At 45.8% G+C, this 14,300-nt stretch carries 11 protein-coding genes; 10 read left to right on the top strand and 1 reads right to left on the bottom strand.

Going from position 1 to position 14,300, the window contains the following annotated elements; genetic code table 11:
• Nucleotides 1-36: 36 nt before the first annotated feature.
• From ACFSVM_RS02370 to ACFSVM_RS02400, 7 genes are all read left to right on the top strand, one after another.
• Nucleotides 37-1,038 (top strand): substrate-binding domain-containing protein, encoded by a 1,002-nt coding sequence (locus ACFSVM_RS02370; RefSeq protein WP_076312607.1) that lies wholly within the window; start codon nt 37-39, stop codon nt 1,036-1,038.
• On the top strand, nt 1,028-2,887 hold the full coding sequence (locus ACFSVM_RS02375) for a cache domain-containing sensor histidine kinase (protein ID WP_379260189.1): 1,860 nt from the start codon (nt 1,028-1,030) through the stop codon (nt 2,885-2,887). Before ACFSVM_RS02370 ends, ACFSVM_RS02375 begins: the two co-directional genes overlap by 11 nt.
• Complete coding sequence (locus ACFSVM_RS02380) at nt 2,884-4,089, top strand: response regulator transcription factor (RefSeq protein WP_379260191.1); 1,206 nt, start codon at nt 2,884-2,886, stop codon at nt 4,087-4,089. Before ACFSVM_RS02375 ends, ACFSVM_RS02380 begins: the two co-directional genes overlap by 4 nt.
• 262 nt (nt 4,090-4,351) lie before the next feature.
• Nucleotides 4,352-5,437 carry a multiple monosaccharide ABC transporter substrate-binding protein gene (gene chvE / locus ACFSVM_RS02385; RefSeq protein ID WP_090726197.1) on the top strand — a complete coding sequence of 362 codons (1,086 nt, stop codon included), beginning with the start codon at nt 4,352-4,354 and terminating at the stop codon, nt 5,435-5,437.
• A 36-nt stretch (nt 5,438-5,473) separates the two neighbouring features.
• The gene (mmsA, locus tag ACFSVM_RS02390) at nt 5,474-7,024 is read left to right on the top strand and encodes a multiple monosaccharide ABC transporter ATP-binding protein (protein WP_076312083.1); all 1,551 of its coding nucleotides are present in this window, start codon (nt 5,474-5,476) and stop codon (nt 7,022-7,024) included.
• On the top strand, nt 7,017-8,180 hold the full coding sequence (gene mmsB / locus ACFSVM_RS02395; protein ID WP_076312082.1) for a multiple monosaccharide ABC transporter permease: 1,164 nt from the start codon (nt 7,017-7,019) through the stop codon (nt 8,178-8,180). The genes mmsA and mmsB overlap by 8 nt, the downstream gene beginning before the upstream one ends.
• Nucleotides 8,181-8,587: 407 nt before the next feature.
• Nucleotides 8,588-9,373, top strand: coding sequence for a C40 family peptidase (locus ACFSVM_RS02400; RefSeq protein ID WP_076312081.1), 786 nt, complete (start codon nt 8,588-8,590; stop codon nt 9,371-9,373).
• A gap of 43 nt (nt 9,374-9,416) precedes the next feature.
• Here the strand turns inward: ACFSVM_RS02400 and ACFSVM_RS02405 are convergent, their stop codons facing one another.
• Nucleotides 9,417-10,322 (bottom strand): ArsR/SmtB family transcription factor, encoded by a 906-nt coding sequence (locus tag ACFSVM_RS02405; protein WP_083655773.1) that lies wholly within the window; start codon nt 10,320-10,322, stop codon nt 9,417-9,419.
• A gap of 198 nt (nt 10,323-10,520) precedes the next feature.
• On the opposite strand from ACFSVM_RS02405, the gene arfA reads away from it, so the two are divergent.
• The 3 genes from arfA (at nt 10,521) to ACFSVM_RS02420 (ending at nt 14,250) form a co-directional block, all read left to right on the top strand.
• Nucleotides 10,521-12,035: an arabinosylfuranosidase ArfA gene (gene arfA, locus ACFSVM_RS02410; RefSeq protein ID WP_379260195.1), complete on the top strand. Its 1,515-nt coding sequence runs from the start codon at nt 10,521-10,523 to the stop codon at nt 12,033-12,035.
• 941 nt (nt 12,036-12,976) lie between these two features.
• On the top strand, nt 12,977-13,225 hold the full coding sequence (locus ACFSVM_RS02415; RefSeq protein WP_379260197.1) for a hypothetical protein: 249 nt from the start codon (nt 12,977-12,979) through the stop codon (nt 13,223-13,225).
• Between the two features lie 467 nt (nt 13,226-13,692).
• On the top strand, nt 13,693-14,250 hold the full coding sequence (locus ACFSVM_RS02420) for a MarR family winged helix-turn-helix transcriptional regulator (protein WP_379260199.1): 558 nt from the start codon (nt 13,693-13,695) through the stop codon (nt 14,248-14,250).
• Nucleotides 14,251-14,300 lie beyond the last annotated feature (50 nt).

The following is a 14,300-nucleotide window of genomic DNA, read 5'->3' on the forward strand; positions in this document are numbered from 1 at the left end:
ACCGGTATTGTAACGCACAGAGGAGGCGTAGCTACATTGAAGAAGATGATGCTGATCTATGCGCTTTTGATATTCGCTTTTTTGGTTTATATATTTCAATATAAAACAGAGGACGTGGACAATAGAGGAACCGCGGGTGAAGGACTAAGAGGAGATATTTCGGAGCGTTATGTGATGGTCACCTTTCAATCCGGCTCGGAATACTGGAAGAGTGTCCTGAAGGGCTTTGAGGATGCGGCTGATGCTCTGAATGTGTCCATTGAATATAGAGGAGCAACCGAGTACGACCTGCAGGAGCAGATTATGGTGCTGGACCAGGTGATTGCCAAGAAACCAGCAGGCATTGCCATCTCTGCTATTGATACGAATGGACTCGATGGCGTTATCGACCGCGCGATTGAATCAAACATCCCTGTCGTGCTGTTTGACTCGGGAGCACCGAACAGCAAAGCTTATTCATTCCTGGCAACGAATAATTATAACGCAGGATCGACAGCAGCAGCCCAGATCGCAAAGCTGACAGGAAGGGAGGGGCAGGTAGCCATCGTTACTGTACCTGGACAGCATAATCATACAGAGCGGATTCAAGGATTCAAGGATACGCTGGAGGCGGCCTATCCAATGATGGAAGTGGTCGACACAGTCAACGGAAAAGGAAATGCAGTAGATGCAGAGCAAGTGACGGCGGCACTGCTTGAGAAGTATCCGGATCTTGCCGGAGTATTTGTCACCGAGGCAGCAAGCGGTGTCGGTGTCGCTAAAGCGGTTCAGCAGCAGGGGGGTCCGGTTCAAATTGTGAGCTTTGATACGAACAAAGCCACACTTGATCTGATTAAGGAAGGTGCTATTGCGGCGAGCATCGCACAGGGAACTTGGAATATGGGCTACTGGTCCTTACAATATTTGTTCCATCTTCATCATGATCTAACAATTCCAGCTCCTTCTGCGACAGACGAGGTGTCACCGGTTCCAGTCCAGGTCGATACCGGAATTAATGTTGTTACTAAACAGAATGTGGAGCAGTATTATGCGAAATGAACGCAGATCTCCACGGTTATGGAACCGGCTTCAATTCAGTCAAATGCCGCTGCGTTATCAGCTCTCCATTCTTTTTGTACTGATTGGTATCGTACCAGCGCTGGGTCTTGGACTAATTGTAAATTGGACAGTCGATCGAATTGTGGAAAGGCAGGTCGAAGACAATACACTGCAGCTGATCGGAAAAGTGAATCAGTCGCTCGACAAGTCCATTGAGAATTTGCAGAACATTACCTATCTCACCGAATTTGATGAGGATGTTCAGCTGTTTATTGATGGTGATCCCGAAGCAAGAGAGCAGGTGAAGAGCTCAGGAAGTGTTCAGGCTTTTTTGCAGGGATTTACGACACTTCATCCCGACATTGCAGGCATACTGATTATTAATAATGAAGGGGAATATATAAGCAACGAAATGTATGCTGTAGACGATACAGATCTCACTCAAGAGAGCTGGTATCAGGATGCCGTGGATCATAAAGGGATCTTTACGGTCATCGGGCACCCTGGAGAGCGGAGAGTCACTACCCATGTGAACTATACACCGGATGAAGTGGTATCTGTATCCAGAGCTTTGGTTGATCCGGAGACCCGTGAGACGCGAGGTGTTATTTTGATTGACTTGAAGTTGTTCTCGATCGCTGGCATTGCAAGGGATGTCACGCTAGGTAAAGATGGATATTTAATGATTCAGGATCAGGATGGGAATAAAATCTTTGCACCGGATCAGTCCATCATTACTCAGCTGGAGGGCTCCTGGTTTGAAGATGCCTCCTATGGAACCTTTACGAAACAAGTCGGAGATCAGAACTTTCAGTTTCAATATCAAACCTCTTCTTACACAGGCTGGCGTACCATTGGGGTGTTCAATACGGGTGATTCAGCAATTGCCGTAAGAGAAATTCACTTTTATGTGATTTGCTATTTATTTATTGTTTGCTTGTTTGGACTAACGGCAGCCTATGTGCTGTCACAATCCATCTCAAGGCCGATTCATCACTTGATGAGCTTGATGCAGAAGGCGGAAAAAGGTGACATGACGCTGCGTAATCTCGGTAACCGTGGGGATGAGGTCGGAATGCTCGGTGTCAGCTTTAACCGGATGCTGCAGGAGATCAAGAAGCTGATGGCCATGAATCGGAGAAAAGAAAAACAGAAGCAGGCAGCTGAGCTGCGCAGTCTTACCGCCCACATCAAGCCGCACTTTTTGTATAACACACTGGATACCATCCACTGGATGGCACACAAGCAGGGGGCAGAAGATGTATCCGAAATGGTGAAATCGTTATCCCGATTGTTTCGGATCGGGCTCAGTAAGGGCAGCAGCATGATTCCGGTATCCGAAGAGATAGATCATATCACCAGCTATTTACAGATCCAGAAGACCCGTTATCGGGACCGGCTGAACTGCCAGATCGAGCTGCAGGAGGAGGCCAGAAAATTCTATGTCGTCAAGCTGATCATGCAGCCGATTGTGGAGAACGCGATCTATCATGGGATCAAGGCTAGGCGCGGTGCAGGTATCATTCGAATTCAGGTAGAACAGCAAACCGACTATCTTCTGATGACGATCACAGATAATGGGGCGGGCATGGATGAGGAGCGGCTTCAGCAGCTGAGGGAGAAGCTTGCCAATCCATTGATGACCATAGATAAGCAGCATGAAGAGATGGAGTCACAGAAGAGCTATGGCCTGTTAAATGTGCAGGCCCGAATTCAGCTTGCATTCGGAACAGACTATGGGGTACAGCTGGACAGCACGCTGGGGGAAGGAACGACGGTCACAATTAAGCATCCTTTGTTGACCGAGCCTCAAGTCATGGCTGACCACGAACAGGAGGAGGAGCTATGAATAAGCCATATCAAGTATTGATCGCTGATGATGAACCCATCATTCGTGAAGGAATCAGCGATTCGGTAGACTGGGCTTCACTTGGCATGGAGGTCATCGGACTCGCCGAAGACGGAGCGGAAGCACTGGAGCTTGTACTAGAACGGGGAGCTGATCTTGTGCTCGTCGATATGAATATGCCGATCATGAATGGTATCTCATTCATTCAGGCCCTTCGAGAGCAGAAGCAGGAATGCAGATGTATTATCATTACAGGGTATGATGAATTCAGCTATGCGCAGCAAGCGATTCGGCTGGGTGTGGAGGAATATATATTGAAGCCGGTTGAAACGGATGAACTGATGAGGGTGCTGCAGCGAATTAAGGCCTCACTCGATGAGGAGCAGCTGGAGAAGGAGAAACAGGCATCTGCCAGGGAGCATCTCCACAAGAGAAGGGAGGTGCTGCGAGAGCAGCTGGGACAGGAATGGGTACAAGGCAGACTGAATGAAGAGGAGCTTAGAATGCAGCTCAGTCTGCTTTCTCTTCCTACAGATTCTCCCGCAAGCTGTCTCGTGATCCGCTGGCCGGAGGCAAGCATGCCGAATACGATCTTGAAGGAAGGCGATCGCCAGCTGTATCTGTATGCGGTCAAGAACATTGTTGAAGAGCTGATTGGCACCTCGGAAGCGCTTGTGTTTAGAAATGGATCTGATCTGATTGTGGGGATCAGCTGGAGCAGGTTCACTCCAGAGCTGCTCATGAAGATCGAGGAGGCGGCCAAGGAGAATCTGGGTGTAACCATTCACACCGCGTCTGAGGATGTTGGAGTGGAGATGGAACTGCTGCAGGCATACAATCTGTGTAAGGAATGCATCTATCAGGAGGCTTCGCTATCTCCGCTCGTACGAAGAGCCCGGCAATACCTGCAGGAGCATTATCACAACCATGCTTTGACGCTGGAGCTGGTAGCTTCCGAGCTGGGAGTTTCACCGGTGTACTTAAGCCGTATGCTGAAGAAGGAGCTCGGAGAGTCGTTTATTGCCCTGCTGACTGGAATTCGGATTCACAAGGCGATACAGCTGCTGAATAGCAGTAGTCTTACCATGCATGAGATTGCAGATCATATCGGATATGAGAGTCAGCACTACTTCAGCACGGCATTCAAGAAGGTCATGGGCATTTCCCCGAATAAATATCGTAAGGGCGAAGCCTTTGTATAGAGGACCAATATAGATTCATGGAAGACATAGCTCTTCTTTTTAAAAAAGCGCCGCAAGGCGTTTTTTTTTTGTTGCCACAGGACTCCTGTCTGGACATGACCAAGAAAGGTTTGATTTTTATAAAAACGGTTGCAAATGTGCAAAGACGCTTCAAGAAGGGATGAGATATCATATAGAAGAAACAAGGGATCAATGGATATGAAAGCGCTAACTATAAAAGCTTTAATCCAGGCACAATCGTATAAGCGAAAGGGTGGAAACGATGAAGAAAGCATTAACCTATCTTCTTCTCTTCGTGCTCGTTATCTCTTTGAGTGCATGTAATCTTGCGGAGACGACAGGCGGCAGCGAAAGTCAGGGCTATGTCGGTATTGCCATGCCAACGAAATCGGCGGAGAGATGGGTAGCCGATGGGAATAACATGGTGAAGCTGTTTGAAGAGAAAGGCTTCAAGACCGATCTGCAATATGCGGAGGATGTAGTCGAGAATCAGATTGCACAGATCGAGAACATGATTACGAAAGGCGTGGATGTCATCGTGATTGCATCCGTTGACGGGAATACATTAACCGATGTGATCAGCAAGGCTCATGACCAAGGCATTCGTGTCATTGCTTATGACCGATTGATCCGTAATACAGAGCATTTGTCCTATTATGCTACATTTGATAATTTCCAAGTCGGTGTACTTCAAGGATCTTATATAGAGGAGAAGCTGGGCCTGAAGGAAGGCAAGGGACCGTTTAATATCGAGCTGTTTGGCGGATCACCGGACGATAACAATGCTTACTTCTTCTTTGACGGTGCCATGTCTGTACTACAGCCGTACATTGACTCCGGTCAGCTGGTTATACGAAGCAAACAGAATTCAATGAGTCAAATCGCTACGCTCAGATGGGATGGAGCGGAAGCGCAGAAGCGGATGGATAATTTGATCAGTGCGCATTACTCGAATGAGAGGATTGATGCAATTCTCGCTCCAGCCGATTCGTTGAGCCTTGGCATCATTTCTTCCCTGAAAGGTGTAGGGTACGGAAGCTCGAACAATCCGATGCCTGTAATAACCGGTCAGGATGCTGAGCTGTCCTCCATTAAATCCATCGTTAGAGGAGAGCAGACACAAACCATATTTAAGGATACTCGCCAGTTGGCGGAGCGAACGGTTGCTATGGTTGAAAGCGTTCTCTCTGGCACCGAAGCAGAAGTGAATGATACGGAGAGCTACGATAATGGAAAAATGGTCGTGCCGTCCTACCTGCTTGAGCCGGTATCTGTGGATGCGACGAATCTGGAGGAAGTAGTGATTGATTCCGGATATTACACCAAAGAAGAAGTTGGGCTGAAATAGAATGACTGTTAACTTTTGATGCGGGAAGGTGAAATCATGGCTGAATATATACTTGAAATGCGTGGGATTACAAAGGAATTTCCCGGTGTTAAAGCACTGGAGAATGTAAACCTGAAAGTGAAGGCAGGCGAGATTCATTCCTTATGCGGAGAGAATGGTGCGGGCAAATCAACACTCATGAAGGTCCTGAGCGGAGTATATCCTTACGGTTCCTACGAGGGAGATATTTTATTCGAGGATCAGGTATGCGAGTTCAAAACGATCAAGGACAGTGAGGAGAAAGGGATTGTTATCATCCATCAGGAGCTTGCGCTTATCCCGTACTTGTCTATTGCCGAGAATATTTTTCTGGGTAACGAACGGGCAACCAAAGGGGTGATTAATTGGCAGGAGACAATCTCGAAGACCTCAGAGCTGCTGAAGGAAGTGGGGCTGGATGAGAATCCTAACACGCTGGTCACGAATATTGGTGTCGGTAAACAACAGCTTGTCGAGATTGCGAAGGCACTGTCCAAGAAGGTGAAGCTGCTTATTCTGGATGAACCGACAGCAGCGCTGAATGAGACAGACAGTCAAAATCTGCTCAGACTGATGCTGGAGTTCAAGAGGCAGGGGATCGCTTGTATTCTCATTTCACATAAACTGAACGAAGTATCCGAGGTGTCGGACTCCGTAACAATTCTGCGAGATGGCAAGACGATCGAAACACTGGATATGAAATCGAAGGATATGAGCGAGGACCGAATTATCCGCGGCATGGTTGGCCGTGATCTAACGGATCGCTATCCGGAACGCAAGCCAAACATTGGTGAAGTGATGCTTGAGGTCAAGGACTGGACTGTATACCACGAGCATCATGCCGATCGCAAAGTACTGGATGGAGTCAATCTCAATGTACGGCGCGGAGAGATTGTAGGAATTGCTGGTCTCATGGGAGCGGGACGGACGGAGCTCGCGATGAGTATTTTTGGAAAGGCCTACGGACAGAAAATCTCAGGCGAGCTGCGCAAGGAAGGACAGGTCATTCACAATAACACAATCAATCAGGCGATAGATAATGGATTTGCCTATGTAACAGAGGATCGCAAGGACTATGGGCTCGTACTGATCCAGGATATTAAACGGAACATTTCGTTAACCGGGATCAACAAGCTGCAGAAGGCTTCTGTTATTAATGAGAATGAAGAAGTGATCGTTGCAGAGCAAATGCGTAAACGCTTGAAGATCAAAACGAACAGCATCCATCAGGAGGTCCAGAACCTCAGTGGGGGTAATCAGCAGAAGGTTGTGCTGAGCAAATGGATCTATTCCGAGCCGGATATTCTCATACTCGATGAGCCTACAAGAGGAATTGACGTAGGGGCCAAGTTTGAAATTTACTCGATTATTCAGGAGCTGGCAAATGAAGGGAAGGCGATTATCGTTATTTCTTCAGAGCTTCCAGAGATACTCGGCATCTGTGACCGAATCTTCGTTATGAATGCAGGAAGGATCACAGGTGAGGTGGATCGGAGCGAAGCGAATCAAGAGCTGTTGATGAAATACATGACGAAGACGACCAGATCGGGAGGGCATACAAATGGATAACTTAATGCAGCTGCTCAAAAATAATATTCGCCAGTACGGCATGATAATAGCATTGATACTCATTATGATCTTGTTCGGCGCCCTTAGTGGAGGACTGTTATTTGAGCCAATCAATATTACGAACCTCATCTTGCAAAACAGCTATATTCTCGTCCTTGCCATTGGTATGGTGCTGGTTATCATTACAGGTCATATTGACTTGTCCGTAGGCTCCGTAGCTGCCCTTGTAGGTGCATGTGCCGCGATAATGATGGTGGATATGAATCTGCATCCTGTCGTAGCGGTCATTCTGTCGCTTCTGCTCGGAGCCCTAATCGGCGCATGGCAAGGGTTCTGGATTGCATATGTCCGCATACCTGCCTTTATCGTTACTCTTGCCGGGATGCTCTTGTTCCGTGGTCTAACGATGATTGTATTGGAAGGTCAGTCCATCTCTCCTCTCCCGGAAGGATTTCAGAAGATTAGTGCAGGCTTCATTCCGGACTTCGGGAATGCGGGGACGAATCTGGTAGCGATCCTTGCAGGGATTATTGTAACCGTACTCTACATTATTAATGAAGTGAAAGCACGTAAGAATCAGCAGAAGTATAAATTCGAGACCAGTTCTACGCCGCTGTTTATAACGAAAATGGTGCTTATCGCTATCGTCGTTAACGTATTCTTCGTAGCGCTTGCCAGCTATGCAGGGATTCCGAACATCCTGGTGCTGCTTGCCGTGCTTATTATAGGTTATTCCTTTGTTATGAATAAGACCGTTATGGGACGTCACATTTATGCGGTTGGTGGTAATGAGAAGGCTGCAGGCCTGTCCGGAGTAAAAACGAAGAAGGTTACCTTCTGGGTATTTGTTAACATGGGTGTCCTTGCTGCGATCTCTGGTTTGATCTTTACGGCAAGACTGAATGCGGCTATTCCAAGAGCAGGTACAAACTTTGAGCTTGATGCCATCGCGGCTGCGTTTATCGGCGGTGCTTCTGCCTCAGGCGGAATCGGAACCGTATTTGGCGCCATTATTGGTGGTCTGGTGATGGGTGTGCTGAATAACGGGATGTCGCTGATCGGGCTCGGTATCGACTGGCAGCAGGGAATTAAAGGTCTAGTACTGTTGTTAGCTGTAGCGTTTGATATCTACAATAAAAATAAGAGATCTGCATAATTTGTAAACGATTTAAAAGGTTACAAAAAGGTTAATAATTAAAAACAAAATTTATTGACGGATATAATATCCAATGTAGCTACTAGTAAGTTTATCCAATTCATATAACAGCCTTTTTATTTATAGGTCTATATACCTAATAAATTTAAGGCTGTTTTTTCTTGCTTATTTGTAATAATGTGTTGATATATAAGGATATTTTGATTTGTTTATATCATTACAATGCAGTTTAGAATTAAATCGTATAACGTATTTATATAGTTTTATATGCCTATATTTATAAAGGGGTGATTAGGACTAAAGTCAGATGATTTAGGTTGCTTGCCTGTCCTACAATGGGGACAGTTGATGGCAAGGTGATGTCATGAGGAATTAACAAAACCTAAAACTTCAGGAGGTTCTACAACATGAAGGTTACAAAAAAGATACTAACTGCAACTATAGCATCAGCATTAATGTTCGGCTCAGTGAGCATGCCTGTATTCTCAAGCCAGGCTTATGCAGCTACAACAACTAAGGAAGTACTCTACGGTGTTAACCTGAGAGAGAAAGCAACCACTTCTTCATCCGTCATTCGCATGCTGAAAAAGGGAGAAACCGTATCTGTTCTTGGAACATCTGGATCCAGCTGGCTTAAAGTCAAAGATACAAAAGGAAACACAGGATATATTTCTTCTTCTTCTAAATATACAAAGACAGTAAGCAGCGGCAGTTCTTCTAGCGGCGGCAGCGTCTCTGCGAACAGCACAAGTTCAAAAACTGTGGAGAAAGTGATCGACGCAGGTGAGAAATACCTTGGAACGCCTTATGAGTTCGGTGCACCACGCAGCAGCACCAAGACATTTGACTGTTCTTCTTTTGTAAGACGTGCATTCATGGATGGAGCGGGTATTACGCTTCCAGCGGATTCTCGTCAACAAGGAACATATGTTAAGAACAAAGGGAATGCAAAATCCAGCATTTCTTCTCTGAAACGCGGTGACCTGATGTTCTTCATGTCTTACAAAGGTTCGAGCAAATCCTCGTACTCCGGAATCAATAAGAGTTCAGCAAGAATTACGCATGTCGCGATTTACCTGGGTAATGGCAAAATGCTTCATACGTACTCTACGGAATCCGGCGGTGTTAAAGTCGATACTTACAAAGGCAAGCATTGGGAATACCGCTTCCTGTATGGCGGCAGCGCGCTGTAATATAATATCTAAGACAAGCCTCTTCCTGGCGGAAGAGGCTTTTTTAGTGGTAAAGTCTCAGAATGATGTTCTGATTATAATTACCGAAGCCTTCACCGTATAATGTTAATCCACCGACATGCTTCGCGTCCTGTTCAACAGCTAGACGGAATGTCCATTGATTACGTTCTATCGGAATATCTTGTATGGTCATCTCCGACATGCGTTGTCCATCAATAAAAGTAGCCTCGTTTGTGATGCGAATGACCTTCAAGAGTCCATATTGATTCACTTCATCATGCCACCATTCCGGTGTGAAGACACCTCTGCCATGTCCCGAGTCTCCGGGGCTTGTCCATTTTCCGAGCGGTATGCCGTTTAAAGTAAAGGAAATGTCAGAAGGCCAATTGGGGTTAACGCCAGGAGCCTCAGAACCGATCTCAAATGAAATTTCAATCTCTGTTATATGCTCGTTTTGCAGCAGGTAATTAGGGATTTTATATTCTACATATCCTCGGCCAAACCATAAGATGTGTGCATTCACACGTTCGGGATCGAGAAAATAACGCGGATCATCATACTGTCCAATGACTTTTTCTGTTGTTGACAATCCACAGGTCGGATACACCTCAAACTCGGTATAATGCCCAATCGGAATAGAGGTTTCCTTATACTTGCGTGCTAGCTGCTGAACCTTATTCGGCATCACAATCTCAATCCAATCGACGGCCAGAGAATTGATCTTATGTGTTCCGCCGTCCTTGCGAATCATCTTGGATTCAACAATACCGACATCCTGCAGTTTGCGGACGTGGCTGGTTACAATTGCACTGCTTAAGTCTAGAGAGGCAGCAAGCTCCTTAATATTCATAGGCTGCTCTGCAAGAAGCCGGATGATGGATAGCCGGACACCGCTGGCTAACGCTTCATACAGAGGAAGCCATTTATCCTCAGCATTTGCTCTTATCATAAGTTCTATTCGCTCCTGAATCCGTTGATTAATTCTTAACTCTTATTATAGGATTAACTATTAAATAAATTCAATTATATTTTATAAAATTCAAAATTGTTATTGCATTTAAGTTTTATTTGGATTTTAATAAAAGAGGGAATTATGAGTTACTTAAAGGATTAATAATTAAATTAATTTAAGGAGTTGGCATAATTCATGGCAGATAAGGCAAAGATGATCGTCGACAAAGATTTTCGAATTGCAGAAGTAGATAAACGAATTTATGGCTCATTTATAGAGCATTTAGGGCGTGCGGTATACGGAGGAATTTACGAACCAGGTCATGAGACTGCGGATGAAGCAGGTTTACGTCAGGATGTAATGAGACTTATCCAGGATCTTCAGGTTCCGATTGTCCGTTATCCAGGGGGGAATTTTGTATCCGGTTACAATTGGGAAGACAGTGTAGGTCCGAAGGAAGATCGTAAACGCCGTCTCGAGCTGGCATGGCGTACAGTGGAAACCAATGAGTTTGGCTTCAATGAATTCGTGGATTGGGCGAAGAAGGCTAATACCGAGGTCATGATGGCCGTTAACCTGGGTACACGTGGAGTAGACGCTGCTCGTAATATTGTGGAATACAGCAATCATCCTTCCGGCTCCTACTACAGTGATCTGCGTATTAAGCATGGTTACAAGGATCCGCACAATGTTAAGACCTGGTGTCTTGGTAATGAGATGGATGGCCCATGGCAGATTGGACATAAAACGGCAGAAGAATATGGTAGAGTCGCGCTTGAGGCGGCCAAGGTCATGAAGTGGGTAGATCCGACCATTGAACTCGTAGCCTGTGGAAGCTCCAGCATCAACATGCCGACGTTCCCCGAATGGGAAGCGACTGTGCTTGATCATACCTATGATCATGTAGAGTACTTATCTTTGCACCAATATTACGGCAATCGTGAACAGGACTCTGCGTTGTTCCTGGCAAGATCCCTTGAAATGGATCGGTTTATCGAGACTGTTACCGCAACGTGTGATTATATCAAAGCGAAGAAGCGCAGCAAGAAGAAGATGCTCCTCTCCTTCGATGAATGGAATGTATGGTTCCACTCCAATGAGAACGACAGCAAGATGGATCCATGGCAAATTGCTCCTCCACAGCTCGAGGACGTCTATAATCATGAGGATGCACTGCTTGTTGGCTGTATGCTGATCAGCTTGCTCAAGCATTCCGACCGTGTGAGAATGGCATGTCTCGCTCAGCTCGTCAACGTCATTGCTCCGATTATGACTGAGAATGGCGGTGCTGCTTGGAAACAAACGATCTATTACCCTTATCTGCACACTTCTGTATACGGTCGTGGTCAAGCCCTTGTGCCGTTGATTCAATCTCCTAAATATGATACGAAGGAAATTACAGACGTTCCTTACCTTGAAGCGATTGCGATCCATAATGAAGAGTCCGAGGAGGTTACCGTCTTTGCTGTAAACCGTCATCTCGATGAGTCTTTGCCTGTGGAAGTGGATCTGCGCAGTTTCGGCCAATGCCAGATCATTGAGCATATTGTACTCGAAAGCGATGATCTGAAAGCAGTGAATACAGCAGCGCAGCCAGATCGCGTAGCTCCTCATAAGAATGGAAATGCAGTCGTCGATGGTACGACGGTAACTGCACAGCTTGCTAAGGCGAGCTGGAATGTCATTCGGTTGAAGGTGAGTGCGAAGTAAGAGTTGAGGTTTTGAAAAAACTGAACATAATTTACTCCAGCTAAGTGCGCTGCGAGGTGAATGTGGGTTCGGATCGTAAGTTGTCTGCTGATTCCCGGAATAGATGCAGGCAAGGAAGGAATCAGCAGACAAAAAACGAGCGCTGACGCTTCCTCTCTCCACAATCACCTCTCCGCTAATCGCTGGAGGCAAACCTCAAAGGCACCTTCGCATCCCCTTTTATGGGGGGGCGGGGGTGAGGCCAGAGCCGCAAGTATGCGAAGCTCTGGCCTTTTTTTGTAAGTAGGGCTGCGAGGTGAATGTGGGTTCGGATCGTAAGTTGTCTGCTGATTCCCGGATTAGATGCAGGCAAGGAAGGAATCAGCAGACAAAAAACGAGCGCTGACGCTTCCTCTCTCCACAATCACCTCTTCGCTAATCGCTGGAGGGAAACCTCAAAACATCATCGCATCCCCTTTTGTTGGGAGGCGGGGGTGGGGGCCAGAGTCGCAAGTATGCGAAGCTCTGGCCTTTTTTTGTAAGTAGGGCTGCGAGGTGAATGTGGGTTCGGATCGTAAGTTGTCTGCTGATTCCCGGATTAGATGCAGGCAAGGAAGGAATCAGCAGACAAAAAACGAGCGCTGACGCTTCCTCTCTCCACAATCACCTCTTCGCTAATCGCTGGAGGCAAACCTCAAAGGCACCTTCGCATCCCCTTTTTATGGGGGCGGTGGTGGAGGCCAGAGTCGCAAGTATGCGAAGCTCTGGCCTTTTTTTGTAAGTAGGGCTGCGAGGTAAATGTGGGTTCGGATCGTAAGTTGTCTGCTGATTCCCGGATTAGATGCAGGCAAGGCATGTGGCGACAATCCTTTTTCTAAAGTAACGTATATACTAGTTAAGATTGGAGTGAAGTATTATCTTAAAGAAACAGGCTCCAAATAAATTAGTGAGAAGGTATAAACATGAAAACATACACTTGTCTTGTTTGTGGATACAACAAACTGGAGGACCCTCCCATATATGAAACTGGAGAGAAGTCATTTATCGTATGTCCATGCTGTGGATTTGAGTTTGGCTTTCACGATGATGATCAAGAATACACCTACGAGGGTTATCTAAAAGAGTGGATTCAAAATGGAGAAAAGTGGGCTTATCTTCCTAAGCCCGATAATTTTGATTTACAAAAGCAGTTAAAAAATATTAAGCAGTAGCTGAAAATAGAAAGAAGCTGCCGTAAGACCGAGCGCACGAAACACTCGACGGATCCTAGGCCCATTCGTATATTCATTTATGATGTTGATTGCTTCTTTCTCAAATTCAAACGAATTCTACCGCAATTCTGAGTTAAGGTTTTTTTATATAAAAACATACTTGACAGGTTGGATTAATTGGTTTAATCTTGCAACAAGACATTTACACCACAACTCATTAAATGAGTGGTCATTAAGTAAATGTTCATTAATTAAGCAATCGTTATTTTAATACTGAAGCATTTGGTATGAAGCGAAAGATCAACATTTGATTCATACCATATGCCTAATTAACTGAATACATAACGGTCAGCCGATTGGACCAACCAAAGGCTCCTAACCATCTCTTTCTTCGTGATGCGAATGCATGCGTGAAGAGGTGCTAGGGGCCTTTTTGCATTCCATGGTATGCACCTGAAAGGAGCGATATGCAGGAGAAGGATTGGATTCTGCTGGAAGAAGTCGATTATTTGTTCCGCAAAGTGGTACGAAGATTTGTGAAGGAGAGAGACAAGGTATCGGTGGAAGGCATATCCCTCCCAGGTATTCTTATCCTGAATACGGTCTTGCGTGAAGGTGATCAGCGGCTTGGAGAACTTGCAGAGCAGCTTGATTTTACCTCAGGAGCGGTGACTGCCTTATGTGACAAGCTGGAGGCAAGTGGTTATGCCATACGCAAGCGGAGTGATACCGACCGGAGATCTGTAGTTCTCGGAATTACTCCATCGGGTAGGGAAATGATCATGCGGAACAAGGATAGCGGCTCCATTATCATTGATGAGATTTTTGGATGCTTTACAAACGAGGAGCTTAAGTCTGCTGTCACTTTTCTGAACCGACTGAATGTACAGGTAGAGGGGTTGTCAGACAATGTGATTAAACGGATAGAAGCGTCCGTGAATCAGACAACCGCTAAATCAGTGAATGAGTCAGAGAGTCAATCAGACAGTGAATTAGACAGACCCAACCGATTTATATCCTACTAAAAATAATAAGAATTGCTGCAATTATATGATCCTTTGCTAGTTAAACCACA

Origin of the sequence: Paenibacillus shunpengii (genome assembly GCF_042684905.1) — a bacterium.
In the GTDB taxonomy this organism is placed as follows: domain Bacteria; phylum Bacillota; class Bacilli; order Paenibacillales; family Paenibacillaceae; genus Paenibacillus; species Paenibacillus shunpengii.